Source organism: Candidatus Arthromitus sp. SFB-mouse-Japan, assembly GCF_000270205.1.
In the GTDB taxonomy this organism is placed as follows: Bacteria; Bacillota; Clostridia; order Clostridiales; family Clostridiaceae; genus Dwaynesavagella.
Genome location: NC_015913.1, coordinates 1122046 through 1141020 on the forward strand (window position 1 = coordinate 1122046; position 18975 = coordinate 1141020).

Consider the following 18975-nt stretch of genomic DNA (forward strand, 5'->3'; position numbering starts at 1 on the left):
AGTGCGAATTTATAGGCTTATTATTTGTTTAAATAAAATTTATATTCACTTAATAGCTACCAATCTATAAAAAAAGACTTTGCTATTGCAAAAATTTCCCTTAAAATATCTACTTTCCAAAATCTACTTCGATTTTTACTTCCTATTAAATTAACTTTTTTAAATCCAACTCTAAAAGCGAGCATCTTAGCTCTAAATAAATGATATCTACTCGAAATAATCATAATCTCTTCTGTATCTTTTATAAATTTTTTTGAATTATTTAAATTTTCAAAAGTACTCGTAGATTTATCTTCAACTAAAATTCTATCTGAATTAATACCATGCTCAACCAAATATTTTTTCATTACACTCGCTTCAGATACAACTTCATCCACACCTTGTCCACCTGTAACTATAACCTTTGATTCAGAAAATTTATTTAAATATTCAATAGCAAGCATAAGACGGCATTCTAATGTCTTACATGGAGTGTTTTCATCCAAAATTCTAGCACCAAGAACTATAACGTAATCACAAAACTTATTAGAATTAATCATATTAATTTTCAAAACCAAACAAAAAAATACTAACATCAAAATTAAAAATATTATAAGTACAACCATGCTGAACCCACCTCTTAAATTTCAATATCTATTTTTGGAAAATTTAAGAATAATTTTTATCATTTATTTAAAAACTATAGATATAATAAATTTTTTGATATATTAAGGAGAACATTATGTCATTAATACAAATTTATCTAGATAAATCAGATGATTCTTCAAAAAAGTATATAGACTTATTAAAAAGTAAAGATATTGATTTCTTACAAACAAATATTGAAAATGAACCAGATATTTTAAAAAGGTACAAACTAAGCAGTCTTCCTGCTATAAGATTTCAAAATAGTTTAGTTTACGACATAACAGAAAAATCAATAAACAAAATTGTTAAAAAATTCAATCAATACATCTATAATCTAATAGATCTAAATACGAATCACGGCGCAATAAACAAGTTCAAAAAATCTCTAAATCATACAAAATCCCAAAAAACTAAACTTAAAAAAACCAATGCAAATAAAATAAAGATTGAAAATAATCAAAACTTTTTAAAACTAACTAATACCCTCCTAAAATCCAAAAAATAAAATTCCCTTACTCCATATAATAAGTAACTTTTAAAATTAGGTTCTAATTTTCAAAAATAAAAACACCTTAAAAGGTGTTTTTATTCCAACTATTTATTGATAGTTTCTCTGAGCTTCTTGAAACCTTTTCTGATATCCATCAGCCAATTGCTTATTTAATTGACCAGCAAAGTTTTGATCTACTTTAAGTTTTGAAATATCCTCATCAGTTAGATTAGTTTCTACGGTCTTAGATAAAACTTGTAATTTACCATCTTGTTTTCCAACACTATAATGTATATTCCCATTCATATTAGAAGCTTTTGGCTTTTTATCCTCTTCAGATGCTGTTTCAAAATAAGTAGAAAGGGCTTGTACTTTACCTGCTTTTACAACTGATGTAGTATCTGATACAGTCACTGTTCTCTGCAAATGAGTCGTATCTCCTCTTTCTGGACTTTTAGTCTTAACCAAAGCACTTGAAGAAGTTCCAGTAGATGAACTATCTATATTTTTTTTTTGACCGGAACTAATAATTTGAGCAGTTCCAGTTAGTAAAATTTGATTTGATTTTTTCACGCTGTCTTTATTACTAGATCCTCCCCTTGTAGGAGCAGATGGCGTAATAGTAATCGAAGAAGTAAATCTAGTAGGCGTAACTGTTGTTGATGATGATGTTTGTCCATCCTTACTTCCAGTACTAGTTGAAGTTGGCGTTGATGGTGTCACTTGTCCACCTTGACCCCCTGTAGATGGCGTTGTAGTTGAAGTTGATGATGTTTCAGTTTTCACGCCACTAGCAGTAGATCCCCCCCTTGTAGGAGCAGATGGCGTAATAGTAACCGAAGAAGTAAATCTAGGAGGCGTACTTGTTGTTGATGTTTGTCCAGTTTGAGTAGTTCCTGAAGTTTCATTAGAACTTGAACCCGTTTCTTTCACTTTTAACTTGTTTGCTAAACCCTGAGCTGCACCAATTACACCTGTATTACCAAGCTTTACTACTCCACTACTAGAAGTTGTTGTATTTCCTTGATCAGTAGGTTTTGTTTCAGGACTTGTTTTAAGTCTGCTAAAAATTAATTTAGTTTGCTCTTCATAAACTGGATTTTTAAACGAAACTGTACCTGTAGGGGTTTGTTGTATACTACCTTTATCAGTTTCAGTTACATTGGTTACATCTCCTTGTGTACCTGAAGTCTGTGGAATTTTTAAAGTAACGTTTTTCACTGATTCTGTATATACCGGCTTAGAATCTTTTCCTCCAATTTGTATCCTTAATTCAGTACGATATCTAACTCCAGAAGTTCCTTGAGTTGAATGTTGTCCATCTTCACTTCCAGAACTAGTCGGACTTGTCATTGTTGATGTTACCTGTTTGCTAGAAGAAGTTGAAGTTGATGGAGTCGTCACTTGTCCAGTTTGAGAAGTTCCTGAAGTTCCAGTAGAACTTGAACTTGTATCCTTCACTTTTAACTTGCTTGCTAAATTTCTAGCTGGATCCATAACACTTGGATTATTAACTTTAACTGTACCTACAGAAGTACCAGATGTTACTGATTGTGAACTTTGACTATCAGTTTGTGAAGAAGTATTAGTAACTTTTACAATAGGTGTCTGAGTAGATTTATCTGGACTTCCTGTAAGTGTATCATTTGTTCCACTACTTACTTTTAATTTCGATGCAATTTGTTTTGCTACATCCATAACACTTGGATTATTAACTTTAACTGTACCTACAGAAGTACCAGATGTTCCTGATTGTGAACTTTGACTATCAGTTTGTGAAGAAGTATTAGTAACTTGTACAACAGGTGTTTGAGTAGATTTATCTGGATTCCTTAAAACAACATTTGTTCTTTCATTTACTTTTAATCCACCAGCTATTTTTTGAGCTGTAGCAATAAGTTCTGGATTATTAACTTTAACCGTTCCAACACTGCCTTTATCTTCTACAAAACTTACACCACCATCAGGATTTTTAACCATATTTAAATTCAAACTAGAAGTTACCCTATTACTTGCTACATTACTTGCACTACTATTTGCACTTACACTTGATACTGAACTCACAGCAGAGTTAACACTATTAATAGATCCTGTTTCTTCAAGTTTAGCTTGTTGTGCTTGAATTATATCTGAACCAATTATCCATTTTGGTTTAGAACGATATATGTAACTTGTCACTCTTCCAGTAGTAGGATCTACATATTTATCTCTTCCAATTTCTCCTTTTAAGAACAATTCAAATCTAGTTGCCATATTTCTCTCATATGTCCTTAATTCACCACTTGAAGTAACATATTGAACATACCTTTTATTTGGATCAATAGGTCCTACAGGTACAAATTCATCTACATTAACTCCAAACTTATGCGTAACTTTATGTGTTGGAAATTGACCTTGTCCTGACGTTGGAATATTAGTTTCTACTGTTGTCGCTAATCTCAGACCACTATCAGCTGGATTAGTCAAAGCTCTTCCACTCGAACCAGTATTAGAACCCAAACCACTTCCAGTTCTAGTTACTACACTTCCAGTTCTGCCAATCAAACTACTCGTAACTCTGCTAACTACAGAACCTACTCTACTTCCAACTGTGGCATTTGCTTTCTCAGCATCACTAAAATATAAAGACATGGTCGCAACCACTGATAATACATAAAGACTTCCGCTATACAGTCCGATATTTTTTTTATTTTTAACAGCCATGTATTCTCCTCCATCTTTAATAATTAAAATTAAAAAACAACTTAATCCTTCTTGCTTAATTCATTTTTTTGTAATAATTATAACATTATTTTTGACAAAATTCATTATTTTTTAATTTTTTATATAAATTTAATTCATATTTGCTAAAAAACTTAAAAAAAGAGATCATATGATCTCTTTCAAATTTTTATAAATTTACTTTCTCAAAGAGAGATCCTAAGATCTCTCAATAAATTCAATTTATTATGACGTTATTACAATTGTCCTGAACCAGTTGAAGTTGTTGAACTACTAGTTGTTCCAGTCGATTTGTAGTTCTACTAACAGATTCTAAAAATTGCTAAGTAAATAGATTCTTAAGACCTCTATATGAACCTTTCAAATCCTCCGTCAGAAGAAGTAGTAGTTACTTTTGTCTCTGAACTAGTAGCTGGTAATGAAATCGTACTTGTGCCATTAAGTTGACGTTTCTTTTAATTTAATCACACTCCTACTATTTGGAGTTGGTTGTGGTGATGACAATTTAAGCCCATTTAATGTACTTGTGCTTGGTGTTGCTGTATTCGTGCTTGAAGCACTACTACTAGTTGTAGTAGTGGTTACTGAGGTAGTACTTGTACCTGTGCTACCAGTTGTTCCAGTTAATGAAGAAGGACTAACAGTTGGAGTTGGAATAGTTCCAGTGCTAGTTACTACTGTTGTTTGTGCTCCTGAAGCAGATGTTTGAATATTACTTGTACTGCTACTAGAAACAGGCATCACAGTTGTAGTTGTGCTTGCACCTACACCAGTACTTGATGTCTTCGTACTTGAACTGCTACTAGTTGCAGTAGTAGTTACTGGAGTAGTGTTTGTACTTGTGCTACTAGTTGAAGATCCTTTTAATTTAATCACATTCCTACCAGTTATAGATGGTTGTGGTGATGACAATCTAATCCCACTTAATGTACTTTTAGTAGTAGGTGCTGGAGTCGTACTTGTACTTGATGTTGGTGTCTTCGTACTTGAACCGCTACTAGTTGCAGTAGTAGTGCCTATACTTATACTACTAGTTGTCCCAGTTGATAAAGAAGGACTGACAGTCGAAGTCGGAGTAGTTCCAGTGCTAGTTACTACTATTGTTTGTGCTCTTGAACTAGGTGTTTGTACAGGAGCTGTACCTATCCCAGTAGTTTGCGTAGAAGTTGTAACTGTAGTTGTCATAGGAGTCTGTGTTGAAGTTGATACACTTGTACCACCACTGGAAACAGGCGTTGTACTTGTACCTGTGTTACCATCTCTAAACCTATTATAAATATTTAGAGATTGTTCTAAAAAGCTAGGATTCCTAACCGTAACTTTATCTTTCTCTACAAACTTAACCTTATCTCCTTCTTTAATCACATATAAATTTAACCTAGATGTAAATTTCCCACTTCCTGTTCCAGTACCTCCTGAAGATGTAGATTGTCCTCCACTTTGAGTTGAAGAACCTGTAGATTGTCCCGCACCAGAAACAGATGAAGAAGAGCCGCTACTTGTTGAAGCTACAGGCATAGTTGAAGAAGATACAGTACTAGTTGGAGCTGTAGACGTAGTTGAAGAACTAGTTTTATACATAAATCTACGCTGTCGCCCATCACTCCCCGTATATTTCTGTACACCGTATGTACCTTCTTTCCACAACAATTTTTCTTTAGGTGCTGGACCCTGTCCAGGATATAACTTTGTTTTATTATTTTCAGAGTCAAAAAGTGCAACAAGTTTCTTTACTGGTGATGTAGGATCATCGGAAACTCTAAGACCAGTTATTTTACCTGAAGTAGAAAGAATATTCCTAGTTAAACCTGATGCTGAAGAAGTAAGCTTAGCCATCATGTTTCTGACCATAGCACTAGCATCTTCACCTTTAGATAAATATACAGAAACAGCGCTAATCACTGATAATGCACAAAGACTTCCACCATAAACTCTAATTTTCTTTTTGTTGACATCCATGTATTATTCTCCTTTATCAATCAAATTTTAAATAATGATTAATTTTTATTTAATTTATTGTTTCGAAATAATTATACCACTTTTCTCATAAAATTTAATTTTTTTAAATTTTATTTTAATTTGATTCACACTTATAAAATTTTATTTAAAAAAGAGATCCGAAGATCTCTTAAAATTCTACTTAACTACTTCCTATTCTAAACTTGATTCCTCTATTGTAGGAAAATTTGGAATATAACCTCCTAAACCAGGTCTATGTTTTCTACCTCCACCAGGTCTTGAATATCCATCTGTCTTATCACCTGATAGAGAAAGTAAACTTTGATCTACACTAGAAGTAAGGCCTCTAGAAGAACTTGTACTACTAGATGTTGTAGAAGTAACTGAGCTAGATGACATAGAAGAAGAACTTGATGTAACACTGGATCTACTACTTGTACCAGATGTACCAGTCGTAGTACTGCTAGTGCTTGTAGAAGCACCTGAACTAGAACTCTTAGTAGAAGGACTACCAGTACTAGTCAACTTAATTTTAGTTACAGTTCTAGTTGTTGGTGTAGGAGTTTGTGGCGTTGACAATTTAAGACCAGATAATTTTCCTGATTCACTTTGTGGGTTAGATCTGTAAATAAATCCATGCTCACTTCCATCGCTTCCCACATATTTTTGTATACCAAATCCTTGAGTTCCTAACCATAACAATTTCTCTTTAGGATTCGAAGGCTGATTAGGATATACCTTTCTTGTACCATCTGGGCTAACTAGTGAAACAATCTTATATCCTGAACCAAAAGCAGATGGTCTAACAGAAAGACCCCTATTTTTTAAACCACTACTTGTTTTACTACTAATAATTTTCTTTACACCAACAACTCCTGAATTAAGACTATCACCAATGCCTCTAAACATTTTTGTCAATGAAAAAAGAGCACCACCACCAACTGTAGCATTGGCATCTTTAGATCCAACTACACATAAAGAAACAGCAGTAGCCATTGACAATATACAAAGACACCCACTATATTTCACAACTTTTCTTTTATTCATTCATCAATTCTCCTTTCCAAATAACTTAAAATTAATCAATATCATAAACCATAACATATAAGTTCATTTTTCTGTAACAATTATAATATTTTTTTTACAAAATTGCACTATTTTTTCAATTTTTATCTAAAATTTTTAAAAAAGAGACCTTACGGCCTCTAAATAAAATACAAGAGATTAGTTATTCCTTGTAGTTGAGTTCTTAGGTCTTGCACCTAGCCTAGTAGAATCAATACCATTGCCACCATTAATTCCAGATACTACAGTAGGAAACATACCTTGTGGTCCCGATTCTACATTATTTGTTGGAGCACTCAAAGATCCAGCTCCACTGCTACCACTAAACCCACTATCAGCTAAAGGCCTTGGGCTATCAGTACCCGAATCATACAAATTAGGATAAGTTACTTTACTACCATAGTTTCTTTAATTCCAGCTGAACACAAGGAAGCAACAGTAACCATTGACAACATACAAAGACGTCCACCATACTTTATAGCTCTTTTCTTATTTTTTACATTCATTTACATATTTCTCCTTTTTTATACTTTAAAGTTAATCGGACTCCTAATCTCAATTGTCTAATTTATTCTCACTAACAATTATATCATCTTCTTTAATAAAATTCATCATTTTTTAACTTTTTTGTTAAATTTAGTTCATATTTTGATAAATATTCTAAGATTCAAATAATAAAAAAGGGAAATATCAACTTAATATTTCCCAATAAATTCAAATTCTAAATACATATTTTAATTTTGTCCCCCACTAGATGTAGACACTAATGATTTGGTAGAAGTTGAAGTCCCTAATCCACTACTACTGGTTCTAAATGGTAAACCATCAGTTGTTTGTAAAATAATTTTTTTAGTTGAACCATCCCTACCTACATAATCCTGTGTCTTAACTTCAGAATTCCCCAATAACAATACTTTTGTCTTAGGTGTATTTTGTCCTAAATATATGTGTAAATTACCTGCTGGATCCTTTAAACCAAGTATATGTTTTGATGGATTTTCAGGATCAGGCTAAACTTTAAGACCACCTACTCCACTAGTAAGTGAGATCGCAACTTTTTGAATAGTGGCACTAGTTTTTGGTTCGATGCCAGGCAAAATTGCATTAGCTTGCTTACTCCCATTTGCATATAAAGAAACAGCAGTGATCATTGATAACATGCAAAGACTACCACTATAAATTCCAATACTTCTCTTGCGTTTAAAATTCATTTTATTAATTCTCCCTTTAAAATAAATATGTAAATAATTAGTTAATTTATTAAAGTTTCTGTGATAATTATATCATTATTTTTTACAACATTTAGCTTTTTTTATAATTTTTTTCGCAATATTTTCGATAATTATAAAATTGTTTGCCTTTAAATCTTCTTAGAAATAAATTGATATCAACAAAAAAAGAGGTTGAAAAACCTCTTAACAAAATTTATCTATTTATATAATTTTCAATTCTAACTAGTCCTCTTTCAAGTTCATCAATAGAATTACAATAACTAAGTCGCATATATCCCTCACCCATTTCACCAAAAGCACTACCAGGAACACAAGCAACTCCCGCATTCTTTAACAAATCAACACAAAAATCATAACTTTTCTCATTAGTTATACCATCAAGAGATGGAAAAATATAAAACGCTCCCATCGGCTTTTCAACTCTAAATCCCATTTTAATTAATCTATCATATATAAAATCTCTTCTCACCCTAAACTCTTCTCTCATTATTTCAACATCTCTAAGAGCCTCATCAAAACCATACAAAGTACCATATTGAACAATAGATACAGCAGAAGATGTCGCATATAAATGAACTTTATTAAGCTCCTCTATATACGGACTCTTTGCACAAATAAATCCAAGCCTTAATCCTGTCATAGAAAACATCTTGGAAAATCCAGAAACCAAAATTATTCTATCCAATAAATCCTCATATTCACAAATAGTTTCAAATTTATCATAAATGATAGTACTATACATTTCATCACTTATTATTTTACAATATGGATACTTAGATAAAATACTATAAAACTTCTTCTTATCGTCTTCAGTCAGAGCAATTCCCGTTGGATTGTTCGGAAAACACATTACGATTCCTTTAATATCTTTACTCTTAAACTCGCTTTCTATCCTATCAAAATCAATTTTACCATCCTTATTCACACTATAAAAAACAGGATTAGCTCCTACAAATTTAAGAGTATTTTCATACGCAGGATAACCTGGACTCGGAGTTAAAACGTTATCTCCTTCATTAAAAATTGTATTGAAAGTTACAAAAAGTGCCTCACTTCCACCAACGGTTAAAATCATTTCATCTTTAGAAAACTTTATAGAATACTCATCATCCAAATATTTAGATATCCTCTCTCTAAGCTCAGGTATTCCTTGATTCATAGTATAATAAGTTTTTCCCTCATCTAAAGCTCTCAAAATTCCTTTCTTAAGAGACTTTGGAAGTTTAAAATCAGGTTGTCCTACTGTTAAAGAAACGGCATCTGGGTAATTCCTAACCTCATTAAAAAATTTTCTTATACCAGAATACTGAACATTTTTCATATGTCTATTCATAACAAATAATCCTCCTAAAAACTTTTAATATTCTATGCCGACTCTAGCTAAAATGCCATCATCATAATAATGTTTAACTTTATCAATCTTACTAACCAAATCAGCATTGTCTATTAAAGTTTGAGATGCATTTCTACCTGTCAAAACTAATTCAAGACTCTTCGGCTTATTCCTCATAACTTCAATTATCTCGGCTTCATCTATAAATCCTCCTTGAATTGCACCAAGAACCTCATCTAAAATTATCAAATCGTATTTTCCTGAATTTATAAATTCCTTAGCTTTATTCAATTCAACTTTAATTTCTTCTCTAAGCAAATTAAGCTGTTCTTCGTTGAGATTGTAAGTAAAACTCTTTTTGCTCTCAATCCTATAAATTTCAAATCTATCACCCAAAAGTTTAATGCTATCCAATTCAGACGTGTGCCAATTCTTAAGAAATTGAACCATCATAACTCTAAACCCCGCTCCAATACTCCTAAATGCAAGTCCTAAAGCACATGTAGTTTTCCCCTTACCGTCTCCCATATAAATATGTATATATCCATTCTTTTCCAAGCCTTTCCCTCCTCTAACATAAATTTTACATTACACTTTTATATTAATCCATTACTATTTAATTATTTTTTATCCTACCATCCAAAATCATCAATATATAATGTATAATACTTATGAATTAACAAAAAGGAAGGAATAATATTAAATGAATTACGATATGAAAAATCCTTATGATATCGCAAGATACATAAAAGATGCTAAAAAATCAACTCCTTTAAAAGTCTACTTAAAGGGAAATTTAACAGACGAAGATTTTAATAATTTAGAATTTTACGGATCAAACGGAAATTACACTCTATTTGGTGAAAAAGAAGACATTATTTCATTTCTATCCAAAAATCAATCTAAAATAAATAGACATAGAATTGAAAATTCAAAGAGAAACTCTGCAATCCCAATGCTGAATCTAATAGATATAGAGGCAAGAATTGAGCCTGGTGCAATAATTCGAGATATGGTAACAATAGAAAAGAATTGTATAATCATGATGGGAGCAGTTATAAATATAGGTGCTGAAATTGGAGAAGGTACTATGGTTGATATGAATGCCGTTGTTGGTGCTCGTGGAAAACTCGGCAAAAATGTACACCTAGGAGCAGGTGCTGTTGTAGCAGGAGTTCTTGAACCACCATCAAAAGAACCATGTGTAATAGAAAATAATGTTCTTATAGGCGCTAACGCTGTAATACTTGAAGGTGTACGTGTTGGTGAAAATTCTGTAGTTGGAGCAGGTGCTATCGTAACAAAAGATGTACCTCCAAATACAGTTGTAACTGGTTCTCCTGCAAGAATTATTAAAGAAATAGATCAAGCGGTAAAAGATAGAACTAAAATCTTAGAAGATCTAAGAAGTCTCTAAAAAACAGAAGAAGACCATCATAAGATGGCCTTCTTCTATCCAACATCCTCAGACGAATCAACAACTCTATTATCTTTATCTACTTTTTCCATTTTAGAGACTGACACCTCATATGCTACCTTTGTTACTTTCTCAGTTTCAGAAATCTTCTTTTGATATTCTCGACTTTGCAGTCGTCCCCAAACTCTTATATTATCTCCAACTTGTAAATTCTTACAAAATCTAGAATTCCTTCCCCATGCTATAGTAGGTATGTAATCAGATTTATTGTAAGCTCTATTAACCGCTAAAAGTACATCAGCAATTTCTCTACCAAAAGGAGTTGTCCTATAGAGTGGTTGTTTGCAAATATAACCGTCTAAATAAATTTCATTTGGATTCTTACTTCTTTCTGTACAAGGAGTAACATTACGAGCAAAAACAGTTAATATTAATTTATTTTTCCCATCCACAATTTTATTATAAGATCTCAATTGACCTTCCAACATTATCTCTGTTCCAATGGAAAAATCTATTCCAACCATTATTCTTTCTGATATAGTTACACTCAAAACATCTTTCGAATCACTTAAACGCATAACCTCTATGTCAAAATTATAAAATCCTTCTCCAAACATTTCGTGACTAAATTTAGGTTCATCTACTACCTTTCCTTCGAGCCATATCCTATTATTAACTAGGTTTATATCCATAATACACCTCTCCACATTAGTTTTTGTTCTCTAATATGTATATTAGATAGGATTTTTTTTATTACCTTGATTGTATACAATACATTATAAAATTCATTAACATATCTTTCAATATTTTAATTTTATTAACATTTAAGTAATATTTTTCAATTGTTTCTGGACACCCATATTATCTATCTCATAATTTTCTCTATATAAAAGTTCAGATAATGTAACAAATTCATATCCCTGATCTTTAAACTCCTTTAATATCCGCTCTAAATTCTCTGGTGTATTTTTAGCATTAGTATGAAACAGTGCAATTGATCCAGCTTGGAGTTTATTTTTTACACGTTGATATTCACTCTCCAATCCATCTTCTTTCCAGTCAATAGAATCAACATCCCATTGAATTGGAATATATCCTAAACTCTTAACTATCTCAACAGAATTTTGATTATACTCTCCCTTAGGAAATCTAAATAATTTGCTTCTCTTGTTTGTAATTTCATAAATTTTACTATCAGTTATCTCAAGTTCTCTAACTATTCTATCTCTATCTATGTTTGTAAAATCTGGATGTATATTACTATGATTTGCTACCTCATGCCCTCTCTTATTCATCTCTTTAACAAGATCAACATTCTCTTTGCTATAATCAATCCATTTTCCAATCAAGAAAAACGATGCCTTAGAATCATATTTATCTAATATATCTAATATTTGCATCGTATAATCCTTCCCCCAATTCACATCAAAAGTTATAGCAACTTTCTTTTCCTCCGTATCAACCCTATATATTGGTAATGATTTTTGACTGCTAAATGTAAGTACCGTTGGATTATAAAAATACACATATGTAACTATTACTGATAAGAATAACATAAAAGCTGTTCCAATAAATGAATATTTAACCTTCTTTTTATTTTTAATTTTATTACCCAATTTTTTCCTCCTAATTAATTATTTTATGTAAAATATATGCTAATTTAGTTTTTAATATTAAAAATTTAAAAAAACAAAAATATTTTTATTTGTATTATTTAGCTTTTAAGATTAGAATAACTATATATGATTAATGAGGTGAATTGATTTATGCTGAAAGATATCATAGAACTTGCAGATAATAAACTTTTGATTTTATATATAATAAAAAAATTAAAACACCCTTGCTCAAATGACTGTATAACAGATATCATACTGAGTAATAATTTTTTAAATTATTTTTTGCTCCAGCAATATTTAATTGAATTAGTCGAAAATGAATATTTAATAATTATACATTCAAAAAATGAAGAACTATATAAAATCGCACCCCTTGGAAGAAAAATACTCGAAATGTTTCAAAATAGAATATCTAAGTTTAAAATCGATTGTTTCAAAAATTATATGTCAGCAATCGAAAAGAAAAATCAAATCATTTCATCAGAGGTAAATATCAAATCCAATAACCTGGAAGTCACATTTTTAAAAAATAATAAACCTATATTAAATTTAATTATACCTAATCAATCCAAAGATCAAATTCAACTAATAACCAAAAATTGCAAAGATAATTCTGATCATATTTATAATTTAATTTTATCTGCCATAACTAAACAAAAAAAATGATACTTAGTTAAGCTAAAAAGATTCGCTTATTCTAAGTATCATTTTTTTAATACCCATATATTCTAGATGGATCTTCACCAATCCTTATAGTTTCCTTCTTACGGGTATACAAATCATATTTAATTAAAAGTTCTTTATCTCCTAACACAACATATAAAAATCTCCCATTCTTATAAATTCCTCTCGGATTTCCATTTACATATATCCTACCGATCTCTCGCAATTCTAACAAATCTATTATGCTTACACAATTTCCTAAATAATTTGATACAAAAACGGATTTCGATTCATAATCAATATACATATCTACAGGTGTATTTAATTTTATACTCTTATAATTTTGACCTGTATCAAAATCATAAATACTAAAAGTTCCATTAATTTCATCACCAAAGTTACTCTCACACACAAAGATATATTTACTATCCTTATAAAATTTTGAATTCATTGGAAAGTTTCCCGTCCTAATATTTTTTATAACATCGTTAATCTTATAATCAATCATATTTATTTGATCACTCTTGGAACTTGTAACACAGATCACTTCATATTTATTGTTTATCTCCATACTTTGTGGATAATTTCCACATTCAATCTGATAACACAAGCATTTGTTTGTCATATCATAGACCACAAGACAATTTGTATCACTACATATTAAATAAATAAAATCATCTATAATCTTTAAGTCATTCGTAAACATTCCAATTTCCCAAGATTTAATTCCCCATGTATTTATGTTAATCTCATAAAAATTGTAACTATTATTTCCTGCAATATAAATTTTATCATCTAAAAAATCAATTCCATGTATTCCTATAATTTTATTTTCATCTTCTAAATGTATTTTTTGATGAATACTATCCGTTAAATTAATCTTTGAAATATAATTTGATAATCCATTACAAATATACAAATCATTCATAGATTCCCCTTTCCAATAGTTGCTCAACAATTCATGATATTCAAGAAACAATTTATTTCCAAATGTTTTTTTATTTAATTACATAAAAAATAGGTAAGGCTAAATGCCTTACCTTTCATATACAATCTTTGAAATATCCGCTATTACTTTTTCTGCATTACTTAAATCCTTAGTATAAATTACCAAAATAAATGGTCTATCTCCAAAAACAATTCCTATATCATGATAATTCCCTTGAAATGATCCATACTTATTTGCAACAATCCCCTCAGGTATATATCTTCCCATTCTAACACCTGTTGAACTATCTTTTAAATATTGAATAATATTTTTATAATAAGGATTATTATCCTTGTTTTCGTATAACTTAAGTAAAAATTTTCTCATCTCATTTGTTGAAAAAAGATTGCCTGTCCTATTTAATGGTTCTTCCAAAATTTTTCCATATTCTCTATAAAGACTTGTAACCTGATTAATTCCAGTTATTAACATATTAGCTGCAATATTATCTGAATTTAGGAGAGATCTTTTAGATAATTCAGCAAAAGTCTGTGGAGGTAAATATTCTCCCACTAGATAACCTTGTAAAACTCCTGAACCACCTTCATAATGTTGTGAATGAACATATTCAACTTTGCTATTTAAATTTATTTTACCAGATTGTACAAGATCATATAAAACAATATTAAGTGGTACTTTGTGAGTACTTCCCGCCTTAAATAATACGTCCCCATTTATATCAAATGATTCTTTTGTTGTAACGTCATAAAACGAAACAGCAACATTATTAACCATATCTCCTAAATAAGTCAAAATTTTATTTTTCAACCTAGATGAACCTACTCTATTGATTAAATCTTGCTCAAGTCTTAGTGCCTCTTGTTTTCTCTTTTCAATCTCATCAGTATAATCCACAAGTTTTATATCATTCTCTAATAAATTATATATACTTAAAGCATCAGTCCTATTTACCGGTATATTAACATTATTCTTGTCCAACTTTATGTTCATAAGAGATATCCTTACAGCAAATTCATCACTAAAGATTAATTTGTTCATAACATCACTAATCACTTTAGGTGAATCATTTATATTCCACCTTAAAATAAGAATCTCACTATTTTTATATGTTGAAGGGTACTCACTTCTATAGTAATATAAAATCCTTCCATCTATATAATCTAACCAATATTGTTTACCCTGCTTGTCCGTATCTCTTCCAAATATAAATCTATAAATCTTACTTATAAATTCTTCCTTAAGTTTAACTGAATCTAAAAATTCCTTAGACTCCAATACAAACTTCTCTATAAATGTTCTCGCAGATACTTTACCAGTACTAAGCATATTGTACCAATATCTAAATCCATCTGAATCAGCCTCACGTCCATAAAAAATATTGTAAGCTGACCCAATAAAATTTCCTAATAGCTTGTCTGAGGTTTGAGTTATAATCATATTTGCCTTAGAAGATACTTCCACAGTTTTATACGTAGATAAACACATACTTAAAATTAGAAACAAAGCTAAAAAACATTTGGAAATTCTTTTCATCACTCTCTCCTTATTTTATAAAATTATTAAATATATATATATATATACTTATTCTATAAATAAAATAATCTTCCTTGAATTTTAAATCCAAGAAAGATTATTTGCACATAATGTCAAATTTATTCAGATGTAACTTTATTTCTATTAAAACTTAGACTTAAAATTTGCAATACTTTTATCTACTTCCTCAACCATAGATTCATATTTTCTAAGCTTATCTTTCTCTTCTTTTATAACTTTTTCTGGAGCCTTACTCACAAATCCTTGATTTGATAATTTATTATTCAAACGCTCAATTTCTTTATCCAATTTATCCTTCTCTTTAGATAAACGATCAAGCTCCTTATTAATATCAACTAAATCTAACAACGGAACATACATATTTGAAGATGATGAAACAACCGTCACTACTTTATTAGAATTTACAAGTTCTTCATCAATCTTCGAAACAATTTCTATATCTTTTGATAAACCCAACTTTTCTATATAAATCAAAGACTCTACATAAATATCTCTAAAATTACCCTTAGGAACAATATAAAGTTTTGCCTTCTTTGACGGTGGTATATTCATTTGTGATCTTAGATTTCTTATAGCTCTAATTGATTCTATAACATAATTCATATTATCTTCAAATTCGTTAAAATTTAAATTATTATCAAATACAGGAAAATTAGACGTAGTTATAAATTCATTATCAAAATCTTTTAAATTTACATACAATTTTTCTGTTATAAAAGGCATCACTGGATGCAATAATTTCAATGAATCTATCAAAACTCTCCTTAATACTCTCAGAGTAACTCCTTTTTGCTTCTCACTTTCACCATGTAAAATAATCTTTGATAACTCTATATACCAATCACAAAACTCGGTCCATATAAAATCATAAATCTTAGATAATCCAACACCAAGCTCAAACCTTTCAAAATTATTTGTAACTTCATCTACTAATGTATTTAATTTATTCAAAATCCATTTATCAGCTAAACTATATTCATTGCAATCCTTATACTTCTCAATTAATTCTTCATCCAAATTCATCATGACAAACTTAGAAGCATTCCATATCTTGTTTGCAAAATTAGATGCAGATTCAACCTTTTCTTCGATATATCTAATATCATTTCCTGGTGAAATTCCATTTATAAGCATAAATCTTAAGGCATCTGCCCCATATTTTTCAATTACATCCATAGGATCGACTCCATTATCGAGAGACTTCGACATCTTTCTTCCTTGAGAATCTCTTATAATTCCATGTATAAATACTTTTCTAAAAGGAACTTCTCCCATATTATGTAATCCTGAAAAAATCATCCTAGCAACCCAGAAAAATATAATATCGTATCCTGTTACTAAAGTTTCATTTGGATAAAAATACTTAAGATCTTCTGTTTCGTTCGGCCAACCCAAAATAGAAAATGGCCACAAAGCTGAACTAAACCAAGTATCTAGTACATCTTCATCTTGATAAATTTCTGTTGATGAACACTTATCACATTTATCCAAATCATCAGAAGAAACCATAACGTTATCACAATCTTTACAATAAAAAACAGGAATTCTATGTCCCCACCAAAGCTGTCTAGAAATACACCAATCTTTAATATTTTCCATCCAATTAAAATATATCTTTTCGAATCTCTCTGGTATAAAAGAAATTTCCTTATTTTTAACACATTCTATTGCCGGCTTCGCAAGTTCCTCCATCTTAAGATACCATTGAGTAGAAATAATAGGCTCAATAATTGTTCCACACCTATCATGACAACTCACATTATGATCATGATCTCTTATGGATAATAAGAATCCTTTCTTCTGCAAATCCTCAACTATTCTCTCACGGGCATCATATCTATACAAACCTTCATACTCAAAACCATTTTCATTTACACAGGCCTTTTCATCTAGCACTCTAATTTGTGGTAAATTATGTCTTAGACCAACTTCATAATCATTCGGATCATGAGCTGGAGTTACTTTAACAACCCCTGTACCAAATTCCATATCTACATATGAATCTGCTATAACAGGAATTTTTCTACCAACAAGAGGTAGAATAACATTCATTCCTATATACTTTTTATATCTAACATCATCTGGATGAACCATAACAGCAACATCTCCGAGAAGAGTTTCTGGTCTAGTAGTAGCAATTTCTAAATATCCATCTCCGATCTCTAATGGATACTTAATATGCCAAAACTTACCTTTCATTTCTTTATATTCAATTTCTGCATCAGAAAGGGCTGTTGTACACTTTGGACACCAGTTTGTAATTCTATTCCCTTGATATATGTATCCTTGATTATATAACTTTACAAAAACCTCTCTAACAGCTTTGCTCAAGTTATTATCCATTGTAAAAGCTTCTCTTGAGAAATCACAAGACGTCCCTATCGTTTCAATTTGCTTACGTATTTTTGCCCTATATTCATCTGTCCATTCCCAAACTCTATCTAAAAACTTTTCACGTCCCAAATCATATTTCTTTATTCCATTCTTTAAAAGTTCATTATCAACTCTTACTTCAGTTGCAATGCTCGCATGGTCTTCTCCTGGAACCCATAAAGCCTCAAAGCCTTGCATCCTTTTAAAACGTATCAAAATATCTTGCAACGTTAAATCCAAAGCATGACCCAAGTGCAACTTGCCTGTTATATTTGGAGGAGGCATTGATATAACATAAGGCCTTTTATCTTCATTAACCCTAGCCCTAAACAAATCATTTTTCTGCCAAGTATCAAAAATATCTTTTTCAAACTCTACGGGACTATACTTACCTAATTCTTCTCTCATTTAACCCTCCGTAAACTTCATAATTATCACTAATTTTTTTCTTCTACATTATCAATATTTTATCACATAGTATATCATTGTCAAAAATATTTATATGTTAAACTGAATAATCAAGGTAATTTTTGGAATAATAATATTAAGTTTAACAAGAGGTGATTAATTTTGGATTTTTACTTTAAAAAGGCGAATGATTATTACAATAAAAAAGATTACAAGAAGGCAATCTCATTATATAAAAAATCTATTCAACACCAAGGAAGTGAAGCATGCTCACTTTATAATTCTGCAGTTTGCTACATAAAATTAAAAGAATATGATGAGGCAATTAATTTATTAAAACAGGCTCTTGAAATAAAACTTGACCATAAGTACCTATTTAATTTGGCTTATTGTTACTCACTACTTGGTGATAATGCAAAAGCTCTTACATATTTTAATTGGTCATGGGCTATTAATAATGATGACTATGAATGCAAAAAAGCAATATCTATGATTTTAGATTCATTCGATAAAACTAAAAAATAAAAATAAAAGGGTAGTCTTAATCCCCCAATTAAAACTACCCTAT

Annotated in this window: 18 protein-coding genes; 4 read left to right on the forward strand and 14 right to left on the reverse strand. The window is 30.4% G+C overall.

Translation table 11 applies throughout. From position 1 onward, the window contains the following. Window positions 1-56: 56 nt before the first annotated feature. A complete protein-coding gene (locus SFBM_RS05405; protein WP_005805746.1) occupies window positions 57-605 on the reverse strand; it encodes a YdcF family protein in 549 nt (182 codons plus the stop codon). Window positions 606-721: 116 nt separating this feature from the next. Here SFBM_RS05405 and SFBM_RS05410 point away from each other — a divergent pair, with 116 nt between their 5' ends. Further along, window positions 722-1132: a hypothetical protein gene (locus SFBM_RS05410; protein WP_014017999.1), complete on the forward strand. Its 411-nt coding sequence runs from the start codon at window positions 722-724 to the stop codon at window positions 1130-1132. Between the two features lie 93 nt (window positions 1133-1225). Here the strand turns inward: SFBM_RS05410 and SFBM_RS05415 are convergent, their stop codons facing one another. The 8 genes from SFBM_RS05415 to SFBM_RS05445 form a co-directional block, all read right to left on the reverse strand. Then, complete coding sequence (locus SFBM_RS05415) at window positions 1226-3820, reverse strand: hypothetical protein (protein ID WP_014018000.1); 2595 nt, start codon at window positions 3818-3820, stop codon at window positions 1226-1228. Between the two features lie 456 nt (window positions 3821-4276). After that, a complete protein-coding gene (locus tag SFBM_RS05420) occupies window positions 4277-5797 on the reverse strand; it encodes a hypothetical protein (RefSeq protein WP_005805738.1) in 1521 nt (506 codons plus the stop codon). Between the two features lie 192 nt (window positions 5798-5989). Continuing rightward, on the reverse strand, window positions 5990-6844 hold the full coding sequence (locus SFBM_RS05425) for a hypothetical protein (protein ID WP_014018001.1): 855 nt from the start codon (window positions 6842-6844) through the stop codon (window positions 5990-5992). A gap of 177 nt (window positions 6845-7021) precedes the next feature. Beyond that, window positions 7022-7237 (reverse strand): hypothetical protein, encoded by a 216-nt coding sequence (locus tag SFBM_RS05430; protein ID WP_005805734.1) that lies wholly within the window; start codon window positions 7235-7237, stop codon window positions 7022-7024. Between the two features lie 359 nt (window positions 7238-7596). Continuing rightward, window positions 7597-7767, reverse strand: coding sequence for a hypothetical protein (locus tag SFBM_RS08015; RefSeq protein WP_005805731.1), 171 nt, complete (start codon window positions 7765-7767; stop codon window positions 7597-7599). Between the two features lie 105 nt (window positions 7768-7872). Next, the gene (locus SFBM_RS05435; protein WP_014018002.1) at window positions 7873-8073 is read right to left on the reverse strand and encodes a hypothetical protein; all 201 of its coding nucleotides are present in this window, start codon (window positions 8071-8073) and stop codon (window positions 7873-7875) included. 214 nt (window positions 8074-8287) lie between these two features. Continuing rightward, on the reverse strand, window positions 8288-9427 hold the full coding sequence (locus tag SFBM_RS05440; protein WP_014018003.1) for a pyridoxal phosphate-dependent aminotransferase: 1140 nt from the start codon (window positions 9425-9427) through the stop codon (window positions 8288-8290). Window positions 9428-9451: 24 nt separating this feature from the next. After that, window positions 9452-9985 (reverse strand): cob(I)yrinic acid a,c-diamide adenosyltransferase, encoded by a 534-nt coding sequence (locus tag SFBM_RS05445; RefSeq protein ID WP_005805727.1) that lies wholly within the window; start codon window positions 9983-9985, stop codon window positions 9452-9454. Between the two features lie 145 nt (window positions 9986-10130). Between SFBM_RS05445 and dapD the strand changes: the two genes are divergently transcribed. Continuing rightward, the gene (gene dapD / locus SFBM_RS05450) at window positions 10131-10844 is read left to right on the forward strand and encodes a 2,3,4,5-tetrahydropyridine-2,6-dicarboxylate N-acetyltransferase (protein WP_005805726.1); all 714 of its coding nucleotides are present in this window, start codon (window positions 10131-10133) and stop codon (window positions 10842-10844) included. 35 nt (window positions 10845-10879) lie between these two features. Here dapD and SFBM_RS05455 read toward each other — a convergent pair whose 3' ends face one another. Both SFBM_RS05455 and SFBM_RS05460 read right to left on the reverse strand, forming a co-directional pair. Further along, window positions 10880-11536 (reverse strand): single-stranded DNA-binding protein, encoded by a 657-nt coding sequence (locus SFBM_RS05455; RefSeq protein WP_005805724.1) that lies wholly within the window; start codon window positions 11534-11536, stop codon window positions 10880-10882. A 132-nt stretch (window positions 11537-11668) separates the two neighbouring features. Further along, window positions 11669-12460 carry a polysaccharide deacetylase family protein gene (locus SFBM_RS05460; RefSeq protein ID WP_005805722.1) on the reverse strand — a complete coding sequence of 264 codons (792 nt, stop codon included), beginning with the start codon at window positions 12458-12460 and terminating at the stop codon, window positions 11669-11671. Window positions 12461-12610: 150 nt separating this feature from the next. Between SFBM_RS05460 and SFBM_RS05465 the strand changes: the two genes are divergently transcribed. Next, on the forward strand, window positions 12611-13126 hold the full coding sequence (locus tag SFBM_RS05465) for a DUF4364 family protein (protein WP_005805720.1): 516 nt from the start codon (window positions 12611-12613) through the stop codon (window positions 13124-13126). 46 nt (window positions 13127-13172) lie between these two features. On the opposite strand, the gene SFBM_RS05470 is transcribed toward SFBM_RS05465, so the two are convergent. From SFBM_RS05470 to SFBM_RS05480, 3 genes are all read right to left on the reverse strand, one after another. Further along, window positions 13173-14051 (reverse strand): YncE family protein, encoded by an 879-nt coding sequence (locus tag SFBM_RS05470; protein ID WP_005805718.1) that lies wholly within the window; start codon window positions 14049-14051, stop codon window positions 13173-13175. A gap of 108 nt (window positions 14052-14159) precedes the next feature. Next, window positions 14160-15605, reverse strand: coding sequence for a serine hydrolase (locus tag SFBM_RS05475; protein ID WP_007439687.1), 1446 nt, complete (start codon window positions 15603-15605; stop codon window positions 14160-14162). 144 nt (window positions 15606-15749) lie between these two features. Next, entirely contained in the window at window positions 15750-18407 is a 2658-nt protein-coding gene (locus SFBM_RS05480) for a valine--tRNA ligase (protein ID WP_014018004.1), read from the reverse strand. A 162-nt stretch (window positions 18408-18569) separates the two neighbouring features. Here SFBM_RS05480 and SFBM_RS05485 point away from each other — a divergent pair, with 162 nt between their 5' ends. Next, the gene (locus SFBM_RS05485) at window positions 18570-18932 is read left to right on the forward strand and encodes a tetratricopeptide repeat protein (RefSeq protein WP_005805712.1); all 363 of its coding nucleotides are present in this window, start codon (window positions 18570-18572) and stop codon (window positions 18930-18932) included. The last annotated feature ends 43 nt before the right edge of the window (window positions 18933-18975 follow it).